Origin of the sequence: Streptomyces sp. NPDC005402, assembly GCF_040606575.1 — a bacterium.
GTDB lineage: Bacteria > Actinomycetota > Actinomycetes > Streptomycetales > Streptomycetaceae > Streptomyces.
Window position 1 is genome coordinate 201,269 of record NZ_JBEXFB010000008.1, and the last position, 21,701, is coordinate 222,969.

A 21,701-nucleotide genomic window follows, 5' to 3' on the forward strand; every position below is an offset into this window, starting at 1 on the left:
TCAGGACTTCCCCTCGCCGGTGGTGGCCGCGGTGAGGTCGTCCTCCTCGGGGAGGGCCTCGGTGTCGACGCCGCGGACCTGGGACAACTCGTGCTTCAGGGCGGCGAGTTCGGCGCCGCCGGCCATGTGGTTGGTGAGTTCTTCCAGGGTGATCTGTTCGCGGGCGGCGGACAGTTCCATGGTGCCCAGGCGCAGCACGCTGAAGTGGTCGCCGACCATGTAGGCGTGGTGCGGGTTGTGAGTGATGAAGATGACCCCGAGACCGCGGTCCCGGGCGGCTGCCACGTACTTGAGGACGACCCCGGACTGCTTGACGCCGAGGGCGGCGGTGGGCTCGTCCAGGATCAGGACGCGGGCACCGAAGTAGACGGCGCGGGCGATGGCCACGCACTGGCGCTGGCCGCCGGACAGGGTGCCGATGGGCTGTTCGAGGTCGTCGAGGACGATGCCCATCTCGCGCAGCTCGTGGTCGGCGGTCTTCTTCATCCTCTCGATGTCCAGGCGACGCAGAGGCCAGCGGCCCTTGGTCATCTCGGAGCCGAGGAAGAAGTTGCGCCACACCGGCATCAGCGGGACCACGGCCAGGTCCTGGTAGACGGTGGCGATGCCCTTGTCGAGCGCCTCACGCGGGGTGGTGAAGCGGACCGGGGTGCCGTCCACGAGGAACTCGCCCTCGGTGTGCTGGTGCAGGCCGGAGATGATTTTGATCAGGGTGGACTTGCCGGCGCCGTTGTCGCCGAGCACGCAGGTGACCTGGCTGGGGCGCACCTGGAGGCTCACCCCGTGCAGGGCGCGGATGTTGCCGTAGGACTTGCCGGCGCCGCGCAGTTCCACGATCACCCCGTCCGCTGCGGCGGGTTCGGGGGTGTCGGCGAGGATCGCGCCGTGCGTGCCTGATTGTTCAGTGCTCATGAGTGGGGTTACCTCCGGGTCGCTGTGCGGCTGACCCACAGATTGATCATGACGGCGCCCAGCAGCATCACGCCGAGGAAGGCCTTGAACCAGTCCGGGTTCCAGTTGGCGTAGACGATGCCCTGCTGGACCATGCCGAACATGAAGGCCCCGAACACCGGCCCGATCGCCGAGCCGGCGCCGCCGGTCAGCAGACAGCCGCCGATCACCGCGGCGGAGATGTAGATGAGTTCCTGGCCTACGCCCTCGCCGGACTGCACGGTGTTGAAGGAGAACAGGTTGTGCATGCCGACGAACCAGGCGGCGAAGCCGACCAGCATGAACAGGCTGATCTTCGTGAAGTTGACCGGGACACCGACCGCGCGGGCGGAGTCCTTGTTGCCGCCCACCGCGAAGATCCAGTTGCCGTACTTGGTGCGCAGCAGCACCCAGGTGGCCAGCGCGGCGAAGACGAGCCAGTAGATGATCGTGATCTTGATCTGGACGCCGCCGACTTCGAAGGAACTGGCGAAGACCTTCTTGGCCTGGTCGAAGCCGTCCATGTTCGAGATGTCGTCGGTGGCCACGTTGCCGGTGACCAGCTTGGTCACCGCCAGGTTCACGCCCTGGAGGATCAGGAAGGTGCCGAGGGTGATCAGGAAGCTGGGCAGACCGGTCTTGACGACCAGCCAGCCGTTGAGGAACCCGATCGCCAGCGCCACCAGCAGGGCGACCACGATGCCCGCCCACACGTTCAGCGTGAGCTGGAAGGCGAACATCGACGCGGTCAGCGCCGAGGTGATCACCGCGACACCCGCCGAGAGGTCGAACTCCCCGCCGATCATCAGCAGGGCGACCGGCAGCGCCATGATCCCGATCGTGGACGACTGGTAGAGGATGTTCGCCATCGAACTGCCCTCGCGCACCGGCGGAGCAGCGATCAGGAAGAACACCCACACCGCCACGGCACCCAGGAACACACCCACCTCGGGGCGCGCCAACAGCCGTAGGGCGAGCGGCCGTTCCGTGGTCCGGCCGTCCTTGACGTTGCTGGGGCCGGGGGCCGGCGGTGTGGTCACCGCCGGCTCGGCGTGCTGGGTCATACCCATCACCTGGTGCCCTTCGCGGCGAACGCGGCCACCGCGTCGACGTTGGACTTGTCGACGAAGGCCGGGCCGGTCAGCACCGGCTGCTCGCCACCGCCCATGTAGTTGCCGTTGTTCTTGTAGAGCCACAGCGAGTCGATGGCGAGGTAGCCCTGGAGGTAGGGCTGCTGGTCGACGGCGAACTCGATGGTGCCCTTGCTGATGGCGCCCGTCAGGTCCTTGTTGAGGTCGAACGTGGCGATCTTGGCCTTGCTGCCCGCGTCGGACGCCGACTGCACCGCGGTCAGCGCGAAGGGCGCACCGAGGGTGACGACGTAGTCGATGGACTTGTCCTGCGTGAGCTTGGCGGTGATCGTCGACTTCACGGACGGCATGTCGGTGCCGTTGACGTTCAGCGTCTGCAGCTTGCCGGTGAAGGTCTTCTTCACACCGTCGCAGCGCTGGGTCAGGCCGATGTTGCCCTGCTCCTGGATGACACAGACGGCGTTCTTCGCACCGGCCTCGTTCAGCCGCTTGCCGAGTGCCTCGCCGGCCACGGACTCGTCCTGGCCGAAGAACTCCATCAGGCCGAGCTTCTGCCAGTCGCTGACACCGGAGTTGAGGCCGACGACGGGTATGCCGGCCTTCTTCGCCTTGGCCACGACGTCCTTGAGGGCGTCCGGCTTGGCGAGGGTTATCGCGATGCCGTCGACCTTCTGGTCGATGGCGTTCTGGACCAGGTTGGCCTGGTTGGCCGCGCTCGGGTCGGCGGAGTAGACCAGCTTGACGTTGTCCTTGGCGGCGGCGGCCTGGGCGCCCTTGCGGACGATGTCCCAGAACGTGTCGCCGGGCGACTGGTGGGTGACCAGCGCGATGGTCATCCGGGGGGTGGTGGCCTTGCCCGCGGAAGCGCCGTCCGCGCTCTCCTCGGACTTCTTGCCGCCCGAGCTGCTGGAGCAGCCGGCGAGCGTCAGGGCCGCGGCCGCAGCCAGGGCCACGGCGGGAGCGAATCTCCGCGAACGGGAGAGAGAAGAGCGGTCCATCTTTCCTTGCACCTCACTGTGCGACGGGGAGAACGTCGGGAAAGGGGGTGGGATTCAGGGCCCGGGACCTCGGGAGTTCCGGGTCGGTGCCGCGACCTCACGGCAGTTGCGTTGGGACGGAATCCAATCCCCGAGCGCGCCCGCTGTCAATACTTTGTTAAGACATCATTTCACAAGCAGGTCCGAATGTAAGTACAAACTATTGACAGCGTCGCCCTTCGAGTCCTACACCTGGGGAAGCAGCGGGCCCGTGGGCCCCACGTCCCCAGGTCGGATCGAGGAGCGTCGCGCATGGTCGAGCCAGTCCAGCAGTTCGACGTGATCAGTATGGGCCGAATCGGAGTTGATCTCTACCCGCAGCAGTCCGGGGTGCCGCTTGCACAGGTCCGGTCCTTCGGCAAGTCCCTCGGGGGATCGGCCGCCAACGTCGCGGTCGCCGCGGCCCGGCTCGGCCGCTCCAGCGCGGTCATCACCCGTACCGGAGCCGACCCTTTCGGTACGTATCTCCACCAGACCCTCACCCAGTTCGGCGTCGACAACCGCTGGGTGACTCCCGTGGAGGCCTACCCGACCCCGGTCACCTTCTGCGAGATCTTCCCGCCGGACGACTTCCCGCTGTACTTCTACCGCCATCCCAAGGCCCCTGACCTGGAAATACACACCGACGAGCTCGACTACTTCGCCATCCGCGCCGCCCGGATCTTCTGGATCACCGGAACCGGTCTGAGCGAGGAGCCGAGCCGCTCGGCCACGCTCGCCGCCCTCAAGTGCCGCGACAGGGCGGGCACCACGGTCTTCGACCTCGACTGGCGTCCCGCCCTGTGGAACGGCCCGGCCTGCGCGGATCCCGACGAAGCCCGCCCGTACTACGCCGAGGCCCTGCGGCACGCGACGGTGGCGGTCGGAAACCTCGACGAGTGCGAGATCGCCACCGGATTCCGTGAACCCCGGGCCTGCGCCGAGGCCCTGCTGGCGGCGGGCGTGGAGCTCGCCGTGGTGAAGCAGGGCCCGAAGGGCGTCCTCGCCGTCCACCGGGACGGCACCACGGCCGAGGTCCCGCCGGTCCCGGTCGAGGTCGTCAACGGCCTCGGAGCGGGCGACGCGTTCGGCGGTTCGCTGTGCCACGGCCTGCTGTCCGGCTGGGAACTGGAGAGGACCGTCCGGTACGCCAACGCGGCCGGCGCGCATGTCGCCGCCCGCCTCGCCTGCTCCTCCGCGATGCCGACCCAGGCTGAGGTCGACGGTGTCCTGAACGGCGTCGCACCGTGACCCACCGTGTCGCCGAGACGTTCAACAGCGACACCCTCCCTCCGTACGGCCCCGACACCCGGCCCGGTCGGCCGGTCACCCCCCGCCTCCCCCTCCCCACCGCACCGGAGAAGTCCTGATGAGCAGCACCACCCGCCTGACCGTCGCCCAAGCCCTGGTCCGGTTCCTGTCCGTCCAGTACACGGAACGGGACGGCGTACGGCACCGGCTGATCGCCGGGACCTGGGGCATCTTCGGCCATGGGAACGTGGCGGGCATCGGACAGGCCCTCCTGGAGGCGGGCGAGGACGCGATGCCCTTCCACCAGGGCCGCAACGAGCAGGCGATGGTCCACGCGGCCGTCGGCCACGCCCGCCAGCTCAACCGCCTGTCCGCCCAGGCGGTCACCACGTCGATCGGCCCGGGTGCCACGAACCTGGTCACCGGCGCGGCCCTGGCGACGATCAACCGCCTCCCGGTTCTGCTCCTGCCCGGCGACTACTTCGCCACCCGTGCCGCCGACCCGCTCCTCCAGCAGCTGGAGCACCCCACCGAGGCGGACGTGTCGGTGAACGACACCCTGCGCCCGGTCTCCCGCTGGTTCGACCGCGTCCACCGCCCCGAAGCCCTGATCCCCTCCGCCCTCCAGGCCATGCGCGTCCTGTCGGACCCGGCCGAGACCGGCGCGGTCACCCTCGCCCTCCCTCAGGACGTGCAGGCGGAGGCGTACGACTGGCCGGAGGAGTTCTTCGCCGAGCGGGTCTGGCGGGTACGGCGGCCCGCGCCGGACCCGGTGGAGCTGGCGGAGGCGGTGCGGGCGATCAGGAAGGCCACGCGCCCGCTGATCGTCGTGGGCGGCGGAGTCCACCACAGCGAGGCCGAGGAGGCCCTCAAGGCACTGGTGGACACCACCGGCGTCCCGGTCGCCTCCACCCAGGCGGGCAAGGGCTCCCTGCGCCACGACCACCCCGCCGACGTCGGCGGCATCGGCCACACCGGCACGGCGGCCGCCGACGACCTCGCACGCACCGCGGACCTGGTCATCGGCGTCGGCACCCGCTACTCCGACTTCACCACCGCCTCCGGCACCCTCTTCCAGAACCCGGACGTGCGCTTCCTCAACCTCAACATCACCGCCTTCGACGCCCACAAACTGGCCGCGCGCACGGTCGTGTGCGATGCGCGGGCGGGTCTGGAGGCGCTCGCGTCGGCGCTGGCGGGCCACCGCGTGCAGACGGCGTACGAGGCCGAGTACGGCGCGGGCAAGGAGCGCTGGGACCAGGTGGTGGACCGGGCCTACCGCGCCGCCGACGAGAACGCCGTACCGACCCAGACCCAGCTGCTCGGCGCGCTGGACGCGGTCGTGGGCGACGAGGACGTGGTGATCAACGCGGCCGGCTCGCTCCCCGGCGACCTGCACAAGCTGTGGCGGGCCCGCAGCCCGCGCCAGTACCACCTGGAGTACGGCTACTCCTGCATGGGCTACGAGATCCCGGCGGCGATCGGCGTCCAGCAGGCCACCCCGGACACCCCGGTGTGGGCGCTGGTCGGCGACGGCACGTATCTGATGATGCCGACGGAACTGGTCACCGCGGTCCAGGAGGGCCTGCCGATCAACCTGGTCCTCATCCAGAACCACGGGTACGCCTCGATCGGAGGCCTCTCGGAGTCTGTGGGCGGCGAGCGCTTCGGCACGGCGTACCGCTACCGGGCCGCCGACGGCACCTTCAGCGGGGCCCCGCTCCCGGTCGACCTGGCCGCCAACGCGGCGAGCCTCGGCATGGACGTACTGCGCGCCAAGACCGTACGGGAGTTGCGGGAGGCCCTGGCCGCGGCCCGCGCCTCGGACCGCCCGACCTGCGTCTACGTCGAGACGGACACCGCGACCCCGACCACTCCCCCGGCTCAGGCCTGGTGGGACGTGCCGGTGGCGCAGACGGCGTCGCGCGAGGCCGCCGTGGAGGCGAGGACGGAGTACGACCGTCAGGCCGCCGCCCGCCGCACCCACCTGTGACGGCCCCGGTCTTTGAGGGAGGTAGTTCCATGGCGAAGCCCGGCGACACGTCACGTGCCGCGACCACCCCCGCGCTCAACTGCCTGGACTTCGCCCTGGACCGGGGCAGTCCGGTGCCGCTGTACTACCAACTCGCCCGGCAGCTGGAGGAGGCGATCGAGCACGGCGTACTCGCCCCGGGGAACCTCCTGGGCAACGAGATCGACCTCTCGATCCGCCTCGGCCTGTCCCGCCCGACCGTCCGCCAGGCCATCCAGACCCTGGTGGAGAAGGGTCTGCTGGTCCGCCGGCGCGGAGTGGGCACGCAGGTGGTGCACAGCCAGGTCAAGCGCCCCCTGGAACTCAGCAGCCTCTACGACGACCTGGAGGCGGCCGGGCAGGGTCCGGCGACACGGGTCGTGCGCAACGAGACCGTGCCGGCACCCGCCGACGTCGCGGCCGCGCTGTCCCTGCCGGAGGGCAGCCCGGTCACGCTGCTGGAGCGGCTGCGCCTGACCCACGGCCAACCGGTGGCCGTCCTCTGCAACCACCTGCCCACCGACCTCCTCGATCTCGACAGCGGCCGCCTGGAGTCCACCGGCCTCTACCGCATGCTGCGCACCGCGGGCATCACCCTGCACAGCGCCCGCCAGACCATCGGCGCCCGCTCCGCCACCGCCGAGGAGGCCGCCCGCCTCGACGAACAGCAGGGCGCGGCGGTCCTGACCATGCAGCGCACGGCCTACGACGACACCGGCCGCCCGGTCGAGTACGGCAGCCACATCTACCGGGCGTCGCGGTACGCGTTCGACTTCCAGCTGCTGGTCAGGCCCTGAGCGCGGCGCACGGGCTCAGCTCACCCCGTCGAGCCGCGCCCGCTGCTCCCCCGTCAGCTCCAGGTCGACCGCCGCCAGGTTCTCCTCCAGCTGGACCACCGACGACATCCCGGCCAAAGGGATGACGGGCAGGTCACCGCCGATCTGCCAGGCCAGGACCACCTGATTGACGGTGGCTCCCGTCTCCTTCGCCACCTCGGTCAGGGCCCGCAGACGGGGCGGCGTGCCCGGGTGGTCGAAGTCCGCGGGGAGGCGGTCCGGGCGGGTGTAGGCGCCCTTCAGGAGGGGTGAGTACGCGACGAGGGTGAGGGCGGGCTCCGCGCGGAGGTAGCTCAGCAGGTCCGCGCCCGCGTGGCCGAGGCTGCCGTCCGGGAACAGGGGCTCCGGGACGTCGGTGCGGGGGCGCAGGTGGCTGTGGGCGTACTGGAGGACCTCGTAGGCGGGAAGGCCGGCCGCTGCCGCCAGGGCACGGGCCCGCTCCACCCGCCACACGGCGTGGTTGCTCACGCCCAGCAGGCCCACCGTGCCCTCGGCCACCAGTTCGGCGAATCCCTCCACCGTTTCCTGGAGCGGGACCCTGTGGTCCTCTATGTGCGCGTAGAGGAGATCCAGCTTGGACACGCCCAGGCGTTCCCGGCTGCGTTCCGCGGACTCGCGGATCACCTTGGCCGACAGGCCCTCCGCGTTGTCGACGTAGCTGGTGCCGGGCGCCAGAGGGCGGGCGCCGAGCTTCGTGGCGATGACGATCTCCTCGCCGATGCCGCGGCTGCGCCGCCACCGGCCGAGCAGTTCCTCGCTCTGGCCGCCCTGGCCGCCGTCCTCCCAGAAGGCGTAGTTGTCGGACGTGTCGATGAAGTTCCCGCCGGCTTCGACATAGCGGTCGAGGACGGCGAAGGAGGTCTCCTCATCGGTCCGTGAGCCGAACAGCATCGCGCCGAGGGCGAGGACGCTGACCTCGCGGCGGGTCGCCGGGTCGGTGCCGATGGTGCGGTATCGCATGGTGATTTCCTCCCGTGTGTGCCCCGAGGACGGGTGCACACGGGAGTCTTCATGCTGGAGCGCACTTCAAGTCAAGGCCCTACGCGCTCACTTGGCGAACGGGCCGTCCAGAGCGGCCCATTGGAGCAGCATGATGGTCTTGGCGTCGGCGATCTCCCCGGAACGGATCATCTCCAGGGCCCTGCGGAAGGGCAGTTCGAGGATCTCGATGTCCTCGCCCTCCTCGTCGAGGCCGCCTCCCGCGTGGGTACGGGTCGACGAGGCGTACTCAGCGGCGTAGAAACTGACGCGCTCGGTGACCGACCCCGGGCTCATGTAGACGTCGAAGACGTGGCGGACCTCGCCGATGGTGTGCCCGGTCTCCTCGACGACCTCGCGCCGTACGGCGATCTCGGGGTGCTCGTCATCGTCGTCGAGCAGACCGCCCGGGGTCTCGATCAGCAGCCCGTCGGGGTGCCCGTTGACGTACACCGGGAAGCGGAACTGGCGGGTGAGCAGGACGGTTTCGCGTTCCGTGTCGTACAGCAGCATGGTGGCGCCGTTGCCGCGGTCGTGGGTCTCCCGCTGCTGGGTGCTCCAGGTCCCGTCGGCGCGCTGGATGTCGAAGGTCGTGGCCCGCTCGACGTACCAGTGGCTGGACAGCAGTTTCACCTCCCGGACCTTGACGCGCGGGTTGCCGGTCAGGTTCAGGCCGGTGCGGTCGAGGCCGGTGCGGCCCCGGCGGTCGGGGGTGTCGATGCCCTCGGTCATCGGACACCCGCCGGACGGGAGGAGAAGCGGGACAAGTACGAGTTGGTCATGACCGCTTCTACCATTTCGGGCCGGGCCGCGTCGCGTACGGTACCCCTTCCCGCAGGGCGTCGCGCTGCTTAGCGTGCTCCTATGGATCTTCCGCCGCGGCCGTCCGTACGGCACTTCGACCACTGCCCCTGGCTCTTCGCCGACGAGGCGACCGAGGAACAGCGCGCCGCGCAGCGGGAGGTGCAGCGGGCGATCGGCGGCGACACCGGGATCGGTGAGCGCTGTTACGTCGCCGAGTCCGCGGCGGTGTTCCCGGACCGGCTGCGGCTCGGCGACGACTCGTACATCGCCGCGCACGCCTACGTCACCGGCGAGCTGACCACCGGCTCGGACTGCACCCTCAACCCGTTCACCACGGTACGCGGGAACGTCGTCCTCGGTGCCGGCGTCCGCATCGGCGCCCACACCTCGCTGCTCGGCTTCAACCACTCCATGGCGCCCGACCGGCCCGTTTTCCGGCAGCCGCTCACCAGTCGAGGCATCCGCGTCGGGGACGACGTCTGGATCGGCTCGCATGTGATCGTCGTGGACGGCGTGACCATCGGCGATCACTGTGTGGTCGGGGCGGGTGCGGTGGTCACGCGGGATCTGCCGGCGTGGTCGGTGGCCGCGGGGAATCCGGCGCGGGTGCTGCGGGACCGGCGGGAGGCGCGGGGGCCGGAGAGGGTGGACCCGTCGGCCGCCACGGTGGCGTCAGGGACAGGGATACGGCCAGGCGGCGGCCCTACGGCTATGACCCGCCCGACGACCGGCCCCACCCCCGAACCCGAGACGGTGACCGAGCCCGGTACGGCACGGGTGGCAGGGGACGCGGCGGTGGTGGCCGGGAGGCCGGGGGCAGCAGCGGGTGTGCCGGGGACGCTGCCGGGAGGTGGCCGTACGTCCGTGTCCGGCCGCCCCGGCCCCCTTGCCGCTTTCGCCGACACCGCGCGTGCTCAGGCCCGCGAGCTCCTCGACCGTTGCTGGGACGGTGAGCGATACGTCGACCGGCCCGGCGCCGCGCCCACGGTGCGGGCCCACTGCGATGCCGTGGAGATCGCCGACCTGCTGCTCGGGGCCGTGCCGGAGCACTTGTCCGGCGAGGAGCACGTCGAGCGGTTGGGCGGGCTCCAGGATCCGAAGAGCGGTCTCGTGCCGGAGTTCGGTGCACCGCTTCCGGTGGTGGACGCCGACGGGTTCATCGGGGAGGGAGCGGCGCTTTATCACGTGCTGTGCGTGGGTTACGCCCTCGATCTGCTGGGTCCGGGTCTCCCTCATCCGGTGCGCGGGGCACGGGACATGACGGCACAGCGACTCGTCCTGCGGCTGGAGGCGTTGCCCTGGAGAACGGCTGCTTGGGGCGCCGGTGCCTGGGTCGACAGCCTGGCCACGGCGGCCCATTGGAACCTGCGGCACGGCCACGGCAACGACGGCGGCCACGGGACGCCGGAGGCGCTGTTCGGCTGGCTGCTGACCCGGGTCGATCCATGGACCGGAATGTGGGGCAGCCCCTCGGCCGAGGAGGGGCGGCTCCAGGTGGTCAACGGGTACTACCGGCTGACGAGGGGGTCGTTCGCGCAGTTCGGGCTGCCGGTGCCGTATCCGGAACGGGTCGTGGACACGGTCCTGGACCACGCGCGCGACGCCCGGCATTTCGGTCCCGGGCGGGAGAACGCCTGCAACGTGCTCGACGTCGCCCACCCCCTGTGGCTGTGCACCCAGCAGCTCGGCCGTGCCGCCGACGGTTACCGCTCCGGCGAGATCCGCGACTGGGCCGACCGGCAGCTGGCCGCGCTCCTGCCGCGCTGGCGGGACGGCCGGGGCTTCGGCTTCGGCCCGGGCACCGCGGGGCCCGGACCCGAGCCCGGCCTCCAGGGCACGGAGATGTGGCTGGCCATCCTCTGGTACCTCGCCGATCTGCTGGGCCGCTCCGGCGAACTCGGCTACCGACCCCGCGGCATCCACCGCCCCGAACCGGCCCGATCGGGACTCGGGGCTCTGGGGTGAGTCGACCGGGTGTCGGACCCGGCCCACCCGACGGGACATCGGCATGGTCGCTGGTCTCCGTGCCGTCGGCGAGCATCCGCTGCCCGCGGACGGCACTCGGCTCAAGAGGTCTCGAACGCACCGAGGTCCGGCGCCTGCCCCTTGTACGGCAGTCCGACGTTCACCCCCTTGTCGATCAGGGTGCTGTTGGCCGTGGGGCGGAGACCGGGCGGTACGGGCAGGCTCCCGTCGGCCTGGCGGGGCGCGTCCCACCCGGACGTCGACACGCTCTGGAACTGGCTGTCCGAGAGGGTGATCCCCAGGTTCCAGGAGTTGTTCGCGGCGCTCGTGCCGGTCATGTTCGACGTCAACGTGCCGGTGTAGGCGAGGTTGTTGCGCAGGTTGCCCCGGCCGGCGTCGGCGCCACCGGAGTCGACTCCGAGCATGTTGAAGTCGGGGTGATTGCCGTAACTCGTGTTGTTGAAGTAGTCGTTGGCGACCGGGTGGTGATTGGCGTAGAAGCCGGACGCCCTGTTGAGGAAGGCCACCGACGTGCGCACGGTGTGTTTGACGGCGCCGGCGTCGTAGTCGCCGCCGTAGCCGCCCGCCTTGAAGCCGGTTCCGTTGCCGGCCGCGGTGGTCGTGCCCGGCTTGTATCCGTTGCGCCACGCCCAGGAGTTCTCGATGGTCACGGACGAGTAGGCGCTGATGAGGTCGTAGCCGTCGTCGGCGTTCCACCAGGCGCGGCAGCCCCGGAACACGTTGCCGGGATTACCTGCCGAGATGTGCGCGCCGAACCCGTCGGCGTTCTCCCCCGCGCCGTTGGAGGAGTTGGTGTCGTAGTTGTCGTGCGAGTCGGAGTTGAGGACGAGGTTGCCGCCGCCGTTCTGGATGAACAGGCCGGGCCCCATGTGGTGGTGGGTGTTGATCTGCTCGAAGGTGTTGTTGCTGCCCGAGATCCAGATTCCCCACGACTCGTGGTTCAGCTTGTTGTTCTGTCGTACGCCGGTGACTTCCAGGCCCTTGAGGTGGATCCAACTGCCGGTGACATCGAAGCCCTTGATCCGGCAGTCGTCGGTCATCCCGGAGAAGTCGAAGACCGGTTTCTCCCCCGGATAGGCCCAGTAACGGATGGGACTTCCCGAACTGCCGCTCCTGTTCAGGGTGATGGCGTCGACCCTGGCCGTCTGGCTCGTACAGGCGCTGTTGGCGCGGGTGGAGCGGTAGGTGCCGCCCCGGAAGTACACGGTGTCGCCCGGCTGGACGACGGCCTGCGCGTGGGCGATCGTCGCCCACGGGGCGGCCTGCGTGCCCGCGGAGGTGTCGCTGCCGTTCGGGGCGACGTAATAGACGTTCGCCGTCGCCGTGGTGCTGACGGCGCCCGAACTGGCCGGGATCGCGAGGGAGCTCAGGGTGAGCGCCGATATCAGCAGCACACGCCCGGCCGGCTTGGCAGAACTCATCGTCGACTCCTGGTTCATCCGTTGAGGAATCCGTCCATGGCCGCCGTGGGCCGCCGCGTGCTCTCGTCCCAGGCCGAGCTGTTGTAACCGTTGAACGAGGGATAGCCCTCGGGCTCCCAGTAGAAGGTGCCGAGACCGCCGAAGCCCTGAAGTCCGGTGACGAACGCCTTCAGCGAGTCGCGCACCTGGGTGGGCTTGCCGACCGGGCCGCCGTACTCCACCTGCATGACCGGCTTGCCGTAACCGGACTGGATGGTCTGCATGTTGGCCAGCACGGCGGGCACGTTGCCGCCCTGTGCGTACGAGGACAGACCGGTGATGTCCCACCTTCCGCCGTTGTCCCGGTAGGCGTCGAGGAAGGTCTGGACACTGGCCAGGTTCTGCGGCTGCGCCAGGTGCACCAGCACCGGCGTGCTCGGGAAGACCTGCTTGGACATGTCGTGGGCGGCGTTCAGCAGGCCGGTCATCTGGGCGGGGCGGCTGACGCTGCCGACCGGCTTGCAGATACCGGAGTTGGTCTCGTTGCCGATCTTCACCCAGGCCGGGGTGACGCCGTGGTACTTGATGATGTTGCACGAGTGGTACACGTAGTCGTACATGGCGTCGAGCATCTGGCTGTAGGTCATGCCCGCCCAGGCCGCCGACGGGTTCTGCACCCCGACCGAGTTCCAGGTGTCGCCGAAGTGGAAGCCGATGAGGACCTGCAGGCCGGCGTCCTTCGCGCGCTTCGCCAGCTGGGCCGTCTCCTCGATGGAGCAGTGCCCGTTGGCCGGGTCGCTGGACGGGTCGACCCAGGTCCGCAGGCTGATCGCGCCGATGCCGTAGCCCTTGAGGACGGTGAACAGGTCCTGGCGCGCTCCGGCGCTGTTGTTCCAGTAGTAGCCCTGCGCCTCCATCTGCGGCAGCCAGCTGACGTCGGCGCCCCTGACGAACGTCGCGGCCTGCGCGGGGGTGGCCAGGGGTCCGGCGCCCAGGGCCAGCGCGCCGGCGCCGGCCGCCGCGCCGAGCAGGACGGTGCGCCGCCGTAAGCCGGAGGGGTCGGTTTGTTCGGGGTCGGTCATGTGGGGGTTCCTCGCTTCGTGGGATCCGGACCGCCGGGGTGGGGCCCGGACGGGGGTGAGGCAGGGCGGAACGGCTCCCGTCGGCGGGTTGAGCCGCTTCGCCGACCTGCACCGGGGCGGGAGCCGTCCGGAACTTCGCCTGTAGGTCGCCGCCCGCCTCGGCGAGGTTGCCGCTGCGGTGGAAGCCGTCCTCAGTCTCCGGAACACGCGAAAAGGGCCCCGCAGGCTCTCGCCGGTGCGGGGCACCCGAAGCATTTGCACATAACAGGCTTAATCCGGTCGTGAGTTGCGCGCCGACGTGGCTGCCGTTCGGTGCCCGAGCGCCCTACTCAGTGCACCGGAATGATGTCGGGGGCGCCGAGCCGTACCGCGTCGGCGGTCTGGTCGTCCGGCTGCTGCTGGGCCTCGCGTTCGGCCGCCACCCGCTTCAGGTAGTGGTTGACCTCACGGTCCCGGCGCGCTTGGTCCCATCCCAGGTGCGGCGCCATCAGTTCCGCGACGGTCTGCGCCGCGTCCACACCACGGTCCCAGGACTCGATGGAGATCCGGGTACGTCGGGCGAGCACGTCCTCCAGGTGGCGGGCACCCTCATGGGTCACCGCGTAGACGGCCTCGACCCGCAGGTAATCGTCGGAGCTCGGCAACGGCTCGCCGAGCGAGGAGTCGGCTGCGACCATGGCGAGCAGCTCATGCACCAGGGAGCCGTAGCGGTGCAACAGGTGCTCGATGCGGGCGACATGCAGCCCGGAGCTCTCGGCGAGGTTGTGGCGGGAGTTCCACAGGGCCGGATAGCCGTCGGCGCCGAGCAGCGGAACGCGTTGCGTGACGCAGTCGGGCACTTTCTCGTCCACGCCGCGGGCCGCCTCGTCGACTGCGTCCTTGGCCATCACCCGGTAGGTCGTGTACTTGCCGCCGGCCACCACGACGAGACCGGGTACCGGGTGTGCGACCAGGTGCTCCCGTGACAGTTTGCTGGTTTCTGCGGCCTCGCCGGACAGGAGGGGACGCAGACCGGCGTAGACGCCTTCGACATCCTCCGGAACCAAAGGCGTGGCCAGGACGCTGTTGACGTGCTCCAGCAGGTAGGTGACGTCCTGGGAGCTGAGGGCGGGATGGGCCTTGTCGAGTGTCCAGTCGGTGTCGGTGGTCCCGATGATCCAGTGTCGTCCCCAGGGGATGACGAACAGCACGCTCTTCTCGGTGCGGAGGATGAGCCCGGTGCGGGAGTTGATCCGGTCACGGGGGACCAACAGGTGTACGCCCTTGGAGGCGCGGACGTGGAACTGGCCGCGCGTACCGACGAGGGCCTGGGTGTCGTCGGTCCACACGCCGGTCGCGTTGATGACCTGCTTGGCTCGCACCTCTGTCTCGTCGCCGGTCTCCAGATCCGTGACAGCGGCTCCCACCACCCGCTCGCCCTGCCGCAGGAAGCGGCTGACACGGGTGCGGTTGGCGGCCAGCGCTCCGTAGGCGACGGCCGTGCGGGCGAGGAACATGGTGTGCCGGGCGTCGTCGACCTGGGCGTCCCAGTACTGGATCGCGCCGACCAAGGCGTCGGAGCGCAGCGCGGGCGCCTCCTGCAGGGCTCGGCGCTTGAGCAGGTGGCGGTGGTGGGGCAGACCTCTGGAGGTACCGGAGGCCGCGGCCATGGTGTCGTACAGGAGCACGCCGGCGCCGACGTACGGGCGCTCCCGGATCCGGTGTTGCAGGGGATAGAGGAACGGCACCGGACGCACCAGATGAGGGGCCAGGAACTGAAGCAGGAGTCCGCGTTCCTTCAGGGCTTCGGCGACGAGCCGGAAGTCCAGCATCTCCAGGTAGCGCAGGCCGCCGTGGATGAGTTTGCTGGAGCGGCTGGACGTGCCCGAGGCCCAGTCCCGGGCTTCGACGAGGCCGACTTTCAGGCCCCGGGTGGCGGCGTCCAGGGCCGCGCCGGCGCCGACGACGCCGCCCCCGACGACGAGGACGTCGAGCTCCCCCTCTCCCAGTCGGACGAGGGCCTCCGCGCGTGCGCCGGGCGAGAGAGCCACCGGGTTCGCCATGGTGTCCTCCTCGTGCAGCGGGTGCGGGTGGGGGGCCGCGCACGCGGCTCGGGCGGCCCCGTTCGGTCGCTGCCGACCGGGACCTATTCGACCTTGGCCCAGTCGAGCGTGCGCTCCACCGCCTTCTTCCAGCCCGCGTATCCTTCCTCGCGCTGTTCCTCGGACCACTGGGGTTCCCAGCGCTTGGACTCCTGCCAGTGGGTGCGCAGTTCGTCCGTGTCCCGCCAGAAGCCGGTGGCCAGACCGGCGGCGTAGGCGGCGCCGAGCGCGGTGGTCTCGGCGACGACCGGGCGACTGACCGGGACGCCGAGGACGTCGGCCTGGATCTGCATGCACAGGTCGTTGGCCGTCACGCCGCCGTCGACCTTGAGCACGTCGAGGTGGACGCCGGAGTCCTGCTCCATGGCTTCCACCACGTCGCGGCTCTGGTAGCAGATGGCCTCCAGGGCGGCCCGCGCCAGGTGGCCGCCGTCGTTGTACCGGGCGAGGCCGACGATCGCGCCGCGGGCGTCGGAGCGCCAGTACGGGGCGAACAGGCCGGAGAAGGCGGGGACGAAGTAGATCCCGCCGTTGTCCTCGACGGTACGGGCCAGGCGTTCGCTCTCGGCGGCATCGTTGATGATCTTCAGCTGGTCGCGCAGCCATTGCACCGCGGAGCCTGTGACGGCGATGGAGCCTTCGAGTGCGTAGATCGCCGGGCTGTCGCCGAACTGGTACGCCACGGTGGTCAGGAGGCCGTGCTGGGACCGCACCAGTTCCGTGCCGGTGTTGAGCACCAGGAAGTTGCCGGTGCCGTAGGTGTTCTTGGCTTCGCCGGGCGCGTAGCAGACCTGCCCGACGGTGGCTGCCTGCTGGTCGCCGAGCACACCGGTGATCGGGATGGCGGCCCGCAGCGGCCGGGACGTACGGGTCTGTCCGAACGCCTCCCGGTGGGAGGACGGACTGATGGTCGGCAACATCGCCCGGGGAACGCCGAAGAAGCCCAGCAGCTCGTCGTCCCAGTCGAGGGTCTCCAGGTCCATCAGCATGGTGCGGCTGGCATTGGTCACGTCGGTGGCGTGGACGCCGCCGTCGGGGCCACCGGTGAGGTTCCACAGCACCCAGGCGTCGGTGTTGCCGAAGAGGGCATGGCCCTGCTCGGCCGCCTCGCGGACTCCGTCGACGTTCTCCAGGATCCACTGGATCTTGCCGCCGGAGAAGTACGTGGCCGGCGGCAGCCCCGCCTTGCGGCGGATGACGTCGCCCTGGCCCGAGCGGTCCAGCGCTGCCGCGATGGAGTCGGTACGGGTGTCCTGCCAGACGATGGCGTTGTAGTAGGGGCGACCGTTGCGCGGGTCCCAGACGACGGTCGTCTCCCGTTGGTTGGTGATACCGATGGCCGCCAGGTCCTCCGGCGAGAGGTTTCCGTGCCGGAGCGCGTTCTGGATCACCGAGTTGGTGCGCTCCCAGATCTCCACCGGGTCGTGTTCGACCCACCCCGAGCGCGGGAGGATCTGCGAGTGCTCCAGCTGGTGCCTCGCCACCTCGTTGCCGGCATGGTCGAAGATCATGAAACGGGTGCTGGTGGTCCCTTGGTCCACCGCGCCGACGAAGTCCGCCATGGATGCCGCCTCTCCTTGGGCTCTCCCGGGGCAGCCGGATCACGGCAACCCCGGAGCCGGTCAGTTCTCGTCCGGGGCCGGGACCCGTCCGGGGGGCTCCGGCTCAGCGGTCGGCAGGAACCGGCCGATGAAGACCTTGTACAGGCCCGCTCCCAGCAGACCTCCGATCAGCGGACCGATGATCGGCACCCAGAAGTAGAAGTTCCCGTACTGATCTCGCCACGCTCCGCCGTACCCGGTGAGGAAGCTGGCCAGCCGGGGACCGAAGTCGCGTGCCGGGTTGATCGCGTAACCCGCGTTGGTACCCCAGGCCATACCGATGGCCACGACGATCAGACCGACGATGAACGGCGCCAGGTTGGCGCCGGGGGGCGTGTTGAGCAGGTCCGTGACCGCCAGGATCAGCAGCAGCAGGATCGCGGTGCCGATGACCTGGTCGCGGAATGCGCCCCATTCGTGGACCGGCAGGTTCGGGTTGCCGTTGGCGGGCAGCGTGGAGAACACGCCCTGCGTCTTGATCGTGTGGGTGGGATCCGCCTTCGCCAGCGCCTCGGTGTAGTTCCACCGGACGAGCAGGGCTGCCACGAAGGCGCCGGCCGTCTGGGCCAGCGCGTAGGGAGCCACTTTGCTCCACGGGAAGCCCTTGAACGCCGCCAGCGCGACGGTCACCGCCGGATTGAGGTGCGCACCGCTCAGCCTCGCCGCGACGTACACACCCAGGGTGACGCCGAGGCCCCAGGCCCAGGCGATGCTGTCGTGGTTTCCCAGGCCACCCGGCGGAGTCGTGAGGGCTCCGCCGGCGACTACCTGAGCCACCACGCCACAACCGAAGAGGATGAGGATCATCGTGCCGGCGAATTCCGCTGAAAGCTCGCCGACCAGTCCTGATCTCTTGAGCCGCTCAGCCATGGGTGCCCGCTTTCCCGCCGGCCCAGGGACCGGCCGTCGACTGCCCCGAGTACTCCGCAAATCATTGTAAAACGGGCCAGAGCCATGCGCGCGCGAGGCGATACGGCCCGCTGCCCGGCCAGGAAGCGGAAGTCCGCCCGTCGGCAGGAAATGCCCGGGGCTGGGAGGTGACGACGCCAATGGTCGGGCTGACCTGGGCTCCGCAGTCTCGCCGGCCGACGGCTTCGCGCACACGCCGCCGCGCCGCGCGCGCGACGGCTGCACATCGGTGGAAGCGTTCGGCGGTGCAGGCGCAACATGGGCGCCGATCTGGACGCCGACGAACGCAGACGCGTTCCGCGTCGTCATCCCGGCCGAGCACTACGCCGACGGCAACCGGGGGACTTCCCCGGTCCCGCGGCGCTCGGGCGGCACCTGCCGTCGCGGCCCACGAGGCCGGCGTGACCGTCGTCGTCACCACCAGCTCCTCCACCGCGCCCGCCGAGGAGTACGCCGCAACCTGCGGCATCGTCTGCGTCGACAGCGGCGCCCCGGCCGCCTGGACCGAACTGGCCGCGCCCCCGCCCTGGGAGACGGGCGGCAGCGAGCACCCGTCGCGGATGTCCACGGGAAGACGGCACACTGTTCGTGTGGTGTGCGATCGCGAACGCGCCCGCCTGTCACCGGCGCTGCCTGAGCTCCGTGAGGACACGAAGCAGAGGCTCCGCCGCCGGTTCCAACCGGGAGGTCCCATGAAAATGCTGATCAACAGTCCGGAGACCGTGGTCGCCGATGCCCTGCGGGGGGTGGCTGCCGCCCACCCGGAGCTGAACGTGGACGTGGAGCGGCGGGTGGTCGTACGGCGAGACGCGCGCGAGGGCGGGCGGGTCGGGCTGGTGTCCGGCGGCGGCTCCGGGCACGAGCCGCTGCACGCCGGGTTCGTCGGATACGGGATGCTGTCGGCCGCGTGTCCCGGGGATGTGTTCACCTCGCCCGTCCCGGACCAGATGCTGCGCGCGGCGAGCGCCGTCGAGGCCGGGCAGGGCGTGCTGTTCGTCGTCAAGAACTACACCGGCGACGTGCTGAACTTCCAGATGGCGGCCGAGCTCGCCGAGGAGGACGGCGTCCGCGTCGAGCGGGTCCTGGTCAACGACGATGTCGCCGTCACCGACAGCCTGTACACGGCCGGGCGGCGGGGTACCGGGGCGACTCTGTTCGTGGAGAAGATCGCCGGGGCGGCCGCCGAGGAGGGCGCACCGCTGGAGCAGGTGGCCGCGATCGCCCGGCGCGTCAACGAGTCCTCGCGCAGCTTCGGCGTGGCGCTCAGCCCCTGCAGCACTCCCGCGAAAGGCGGCCCGACCTTCGACCTGCCGGACGGGGAGATGGAGTTGGGGGTCGGGATCCACGGCGAGCCGGGCCGAGAGCGGCGCGCGATGATGCCGGCCCGAGCGATCGCGGAGGTCGCGGTGGGCGCCGTACTCGACGAGCTGGTGGAGGTGGCTCCGGCAGACGGGCCGGTACTGGCCCTGGTCAACGGGATGGGAGCGACGCCGCTGCTGGAGCTGTACGGGTTCCACGCCGAGGTGGCGCGGCTGTTGGAGGCCCGGGGCGTACCGGTGGCGCGGACGCTCGTGGGCAACTACGTCACGTCGCTGGACATGGCCGGCTGCTCGGTGACACTGTGCCGGGCCGACGCGGAGATGCTGCGGCTGTGGGACGCGCCCGTGCAGACCGCCGCGCTGCGCTGGGGTCGCTGACCCGACAGGATTTGAACCTGTGACCCCTTGACCCCGAGGAGTGAGGGCAAGGCTACTTTCGGAGATATCAGGTTCCTCTGAGTGCAGGCGGTGGACGCGACGGGCCGTGCACCAGCGCGCACACCGTGCGGTCCCCAGCTGGTCCCCAGGACCATGACCGGCATGCTCGCCTGCGCCATCACCTTCCTCTGTCTCGACGGGCGCGGCACCACCCCACCGCCGCCCAGCACTTCCGGTGCGCTGCACGCGGTGGGTGGAGGCAAGTGCCTGGACGTGCCGAACGCGTCGCCGATGGCAGGTACGCAGGTGCAGATCCGTGATTGCCAGGGCGGGCCAACCAGCTCTGGACCCGCACCGGGTCCGGCCGGCTGACGGTGACCATGTCGGGCACCACCTTGTGTCTGGACGCCTACGACCACCAGACCACGTCCGGCACCAAGGTGGTGACCTGGCCGTCCAACGGCGGCATCAACCAGAAGTGGAACCTCAGCTGACTCCCCTGTCCGGGCCGGGCACGCCCGGGCTCGGACAGGGCGAAATCTCCCATGGGAACCCACCCCCTTGTCAGGGCCATGACCCTCTTCTACAGTCCCCGGATACCGAGACCGTGGGAGCGCTCCCACTGTGGAGGTGTTCCAGCGCTCACTCCCCTCCCTCCGAGAGAACTCCCGTACGAACGTCACGGCGCCCCGTCACGAAGAAGGCGGATCCCCCCATGCAGCTTCTTTCGACCCCCCGCTCGCCGGCCCGAAGGCGCACCGCCACGTTGCTGGCAGCGCTCTGCTGCGCCGCGTTACCCGTCATGGCCGCGGCGGCCCAGCCGCCCGCGCCGAGTGCCGCCGCCACTGAGGTCCTGGGCAACGCGACCCACTTCGCCGGGCTCGGCAGCCCCTACGGCGGCTGCGGTCTGCCGCAGCGCGAACTGGACAGCCAGGACTTCGTGGCGCTCAACGTGTTCAACACACCCGGCGACTACGCGAGCACCTACCCCCGCCCGGTGCCGGACTCAAGCGCATCGGTCAAGGGGGTCTTCGACAACGGCCGCAACTGCGGCCGCTGGGTCAAGGTCACCATCGGGGACTACTGCACAGGCACCAACGACGGCGCCCCGGGCCAGCCCTTCTGCCGCAACGGCTCCTGGGCGGCCGACAAGTACAACGGGGCCACCCTGACCATGCTCGTCGCGGACAGCTGCGCCGATTCCAACGCCTGGTGCCGGGACGACCCCAACCACCTCGACCTGGCAACCGACTCCCTCAACCGCTTCCGGATCGGCGGCACCCCAGTGGGGACGATGTACCCGGACCACTGGAACAACCGTCATGTCTCCTGGAGCTTCGTCCCGGCCCCGGACTACAGCGGCGACATCCGTATCGGCTTCCTCAGGGGAGCCCAGCGGTACTGGCCCGCCATCGCCGTCTCCCATCTGCCGGGCGGCATCCACGGCGTCCAGTACCTGGCGAACGGCACCTGGACCGACGCCGCGATGAACAGCGACATGGGGCAGTCCTACGTCATCGGCGCGACGGCCTCCGGCCAGAGCAGCTTCACCATACGGATCCGCGACGCGGCCGACGCCTGGCTGGGCGGCGGCCGTACGTACTCCTTCTCGCTGCCGTCGGGCTGCGCGGGAGGCTGCTCGCAGGACTACACCGCCGTCCCCTACACCACCGACAGCTCTGGAGGGACACCACCTCCCACTCCCGCGCCGAGCCCCTCCGGCGACACCGCCTGCACGGCGGAGTGGAAGCTGACCGGCTCATGGCAGGGCGGGTACCAGGCAGACGTCACGGTCACCAACACCGGGTCCCGGCCGGTCACCGACTGGTCGGTGCACCACACCCTGCCGGGCGGTGTGACCGTGGCGAACCGCTGGAACGCGGTGGTGGATCCGTCCCGCCCCGCCACCACCGTTCACAACGCCTCCTACAACGGCTCGCTGGCACCGGGCGCGTCGACGACCTGGGGGATGACGCTCAGCGGCGACGACCGAGCCCTCGGCACATTCTCCTGCACCGCGTCCTGACT

General features: G+C 70.1%; 18 protein-coding genes. 8 read left to right on the top strand and 10 right to left on the bottom strand.

The features are described from left to right. From ABZT02_RS17990 to ABZT02_RS18000, 3 genes are read right to left on the bottom strand one after another with little or no spacing between them, the layout of a single operon-like run. Positions 1–912: an ATP-binding cassette domain-containing protein gene (locus ABZT02_RS17990; RefSeq protein ID WP_356018853.1), complete on the bottom strand. Its 912-nt coding sequence runs from the start codon at positions 910–912 to the stop codon at positions 1–3. 8 nt (positions 913–920) lie between these two features. Further along, complete coding sequence (locus tag ABZT02_RS17995) at positions 921–2,000, bottom strand: ABC transporter permease (protein WP_356018854.1); 1,080 nt, start codon at positions 1,998–2,000, stop codon at positions 921–923. Next, positions 2,000–3,019, bottom strand: a complete 1,020-nt coding sequence (locus ABZT02_RS18000) for a sugar ABC transporter substrate-binding protein (RefSeq protein ID WP_356018856.1) — start codon at positions 3,017–3,019, stop codon at positions 2,000–2,002. The genes ABZT02_RS17995 and ABZT02_RS18000 overlap by 1 nt, the downstream gene beginning before the upstream one ends. Before the next feature lie 291 nt (positions 3,020–3,310). Here ABZT02_RS18000 and iolC point away from each other — a divergent pair, with 291 nt between their 5' ends. Genes iolC through ABZT02_RS18020 form a run of 4 tightly spaced genes read left to right on the top strand, consistent with a single transcriptional unit; the run spans position 3,311 to position 7,096 of the window. Next, positions 3,311–4,288, top strand: a complete 978-nt coding sequence (gene iolC / locus ABZT02_RS18005; RefSeq protein WP_356018857.1) for a 5-dehydro-2-deoxygluconokinase — start codon at positions 3,311–3,313, stop codon at positions 4,286–4,288. Further along, positions 4,285–4,407, top strand: a complete 123-nt coding sequence (locus ABZT02_RS18010) for a hypothetical protein (RefSeq protein ID WP_356018858.1) — start codon at positions 4,285–4,287, stop codon at positions 4,405–4,407. Before iolC ends, ABZT02_RS18010 begins: the two co-directional genes overlap by 4 nt. Continuing rightward, positions 4,407–6,281, top strand: coding sequence for a 3D-(3,5/4)-trihydroxycyclohexane-1,2-dione acylhydrolase (decyclizing) (gene iolD, locus ABZT02_RS18015; RefSeq protein WP_356018860.1), 1,875 nt, complete (start codon positions 4,407–4,409; stop codon positions 6,279–6,281). The genes ABZT02_RS18010 and iolD overlap by 1 nt, the downstream gene beginning before the upstream one ends. Before the next feature lie 29 nt (positions 6,282–6,310). Then, a complete protein-coding gene (locus ABZT02_RS18020) occupies positions 6,311–7,096 on the top strand; it encodes a GntR family transcriptional regulator (RefSeq protein ID WP_356018861.1) in 786 nt (261 codons plus the stop codon). A 15-nt stretch (positions 7,097–7,111) separates the two neighbouring features. On the opposite strand, the gene ABZT02_RS18025 is transcribed toward ABZT02_RS18020, so the two are convergent. After that, entirely contained in the window at positions 7,112–8,095 is a 984-nt protein-coding gene (locus ABZT02_RS18025; RefSeq protein ID WP_356018862.1) for an aldo/keto reductase, read from the bottom strand. Between the two features lie 87 nt (positions 8,096–8,182). Then, on the bottom strand, positions 8,183–8,845 hold the full coding sequence (locus ABZT02_RS18030) for an NUDIX domain-containing protein (RefSeq protein WP_356018863.1): 663 nt from the start codon (positions 8,843–8,845) through the stop codon (positions 8,183–8,185). 132 nt (positions 8,846–8,977) lie between these two features. On the opposite strand from ABZT02_RS18030, the gene ABZT02_RS18035 reads away from it, so the two are divergent. After that, positions 8,978–10,882 (top strand): DapH/DapD/GlmU-related protein, encoded by a 1,905-nt coding sequence (locus ABZT02_RS18035; protein ID WP_356018864.1) that lies wholly within the window; start codon positions 8,978–8,980, stop codon positions 10,880–10,882. Between the two features lie 101 nt (positions 10,883–10,983). Here the strand turns inward: ABZT02_RS18035 and ABZT02_RS18040 are convergent, their stop codons facing one another. From ABZT02_RS18040 to ABZT02_RS18060, 5 genes are all read right to left on the bottom strand, one after another. Then, a complete protein-coding gene (locus ABZT02_RS18040) occupies positions 10,984–12,324 on the bottom strand; it encodes a right-handed parallel beta-helix repeat-containing protein (protein ID WP_356018865.1) in 1,341 nt (446 codons plus the stop codon). A 14-nt stretch (positions 12,325–12,338) separates the two neighbouring features. Continuing rightward, positions 12,339–13,385 carry a glycosyl hydrolase 53 family protein gene (locus ABZT02_RS18045; RefSeq protein WP_356018866.1) on the bottom strand — a complete coding sequence of 349 codons (1,047 nt, stop codon included), beginning with the start codon at positions 13,383–13,385 and terminating at the stop codon, positions 12,339–12,341. A gap of 329 nt (positions 13,386–13,714) precedes the next feature. Further along, a complete protein-coding gene (locus ABZT02_RS18050) occupies positions 13,715–15,427 on the bottom strand; it encodes a glycerol-3-phosphate dehydrogenase/oxidase (RefSeq protein ID WP_356018867.1) in 1,713 nt (570 codons plus the stop codon). An 83-nt stretch (positions 15,428–15,510) separates the two neighbouring features. Next, positions 15,511–17,028, bottom strand: coding sequence for a glycerol kinase GlpK (gene glpK / locus ABZT02_RS18055; RefSeq protein WP_356018868.1), 1,518 nt, complete (start codon positions 17,026–17,028; stop codon positions 15,511–15,513). A 60-nt stretch (positions 17,029–17,088) separates the two neighbouring features. Beyond that, on the bottom strand, positions 17,089–17,937 hold the full coding sequence (locus tag ABZT02_RS18060) for an MIP/aquaporin family protein (RefSeq protein WP_356018870.1): 849 nt from the start codon (positions 17,935–17,937) through the stop codon (positions 17,089–17,091). A gap of 731 nt (positions 17,938–18,668) precedes the next feature. On the opposite strand from ABZT02_RS18060, the gene dhaK reads away from it, so the two are divergent. From dhaK to ABZT02_RS18075, 3 genes are all read left to right on the top strand, one after another. Continuing rightward, positions 18,669–19,673 (top strand): dihydroxyacetone kinase subunit DhaK, encoded by a 1,005-nt coding sequence (gene dhaK / locus ABZT02_RS18065; RefSeq protein WP_356019014.1) that lies wholly within the window; start codon positions 18,669–18,671, stop codon positions 19,671–19,673. A 380-nt stretch (positions 19,674–20,053) separates the two neighbouring features. Continuing rightward, on the top strand, positions 20,054–20,167 hold the full coding sequence (locus ABZT02_RS18070; RefSeq protein WP_356018871.1) for an RICIN domain-containing protein: 114 nt from the start codon (positions 20,054–20,056) through the stop codon (positions 20,165–20,167). Positions 20,168–20,388: 221 nt separating this feature from the next. Further along, complete coding sequence (locus tag ABZT02_RS18075) at positions 20,389–21,699, top strand: cellulose binding domain-containing protein (protein WP_356018872.1); 1,311 nt, start codon at positions 20,389–20,391, stop codon at positions 21,697–21,699. Positions 21,700–21,701: the final 2 nt, after the last annotated feature.

Bases quoted from the DNA above. Each gene is read 5' to 3' on its own strand.
- ABZT02_RS17990 (WP_356018853.1), bottom strand. From the start codon at position 912: ATGAGCACTGAACAATCAGGCACGCACGGCGCGATCCTCGCCGACACC.
- ABZT02_RS17995 (WP_356018854.1), bottom strand. From the start codon at position 2,000: ATGGGTATGACCCAGCACGCCGAGCCGGCGGTGACCACACCGCCGGCC.
- ABZT02_RS18000 (WP_356018856.1), bottom strand. From the start codon at position 3,019: ATGGACCGCTCTTCTCTCTCCCGTTCGCGGAGATTCGCTCCCGCCGTG.
- iolC (WP_356018857.1), top strand. From the start codon at position 3,311: ATGGTCGAGCCAGTCCAGCAGTTCGACGTGATCAGTATGGGCCGAATC.
- iolD (WP_356018860.1), top strand. From the start codon at position 4,407: ATGAGCAGCACCACCCGCCTGACCGTCGCCCAAGCCCTGGTCCGGTTC.
- ABZT02_RS18020 (WP_356018861.1), top strand. From the start codon at position 6,311: ATGGCGAAGCCCGGCGACACGTCACGTGCCGCGACCACCCCCGCGCTC.
- ABZT02_RS18025 (WP_356018862.1), bottom strand. From the start codon at position 8,095: ATGCGATACCGCACCATCGGCACCGACCCGGCGACCCGCCGCGAGGTC.
- ABZT02_RS18030 (WP_356018863.1), bottom strand. From the start codon at position 8,845: ATGACCGAGGGCATCGACACCCCCGACCGCCGGGGCCGCACCGGCCTC.
- ABZT02_RS18035 (WP_356018864.1), top strand. From the start codon at position 8,978: ATGGATCTTCCGCCGCGGCCGTCCGTACGGCACTTCGACCACTGCCCC.
- ABZT02_RS18040 (WP_356018865.1), bottom strand. From the start codon at position 12,324: ATGAGTTCTGCCAAGCCGGCCGGGCGTGTGCTGCTGATATCGGCGCTC.
- ABZT02_RS18045 (WP_356018866.1), bottom strand. From the start codon at position 13,385: ATGACCGACCCCGAACAAACCGACCCCTCCGGCTTACGGCGGCGCACC.
- ABZT02_RS18050 (WP_356018867.1), bottom strand. From the start codon at position 15,427: ATGGCGAACCCGGTGGCTCTCTCGCCCGGCGCACGCGCGGAGGCCCTC.
- glpK (WP_356018868.1), bottom strand. From the start codon at position 17,028: ATGGCGGACTTCGTCGGCGCGGTGGACCAAGGGACCACCAGCACCCGT.
- ABZT02_RS18060 (WP_356018870.1), bottom strand. From the start codon at position 17,937: ATGGCTGAGCGGCTCAAGAGATCAGGACTGGTCGGCGAGCTTTCAGCG.
- dhaK (WP_356019014.1), top strand. From the start codon at position 18,669: ATGAAAATGCTGATCAACAGTCCGGAGACCGTGGTCGCCGATGCCCTG.
- ABZT02_RS18070 (WP_356018871.1), top strand. From the start codon at position 20,054: ATGTCGGGCACCACCTTGTGTCTGGACGCCTACGACCACCAGACCACG.
- ABZT02_RS18075 (WP_356018872.1), top strand. From the start codon at position 20,389: ATGCAGCTTCTTTCGACCCCCCGCTCGCCGGCCCGAAGGCGCACCGCC.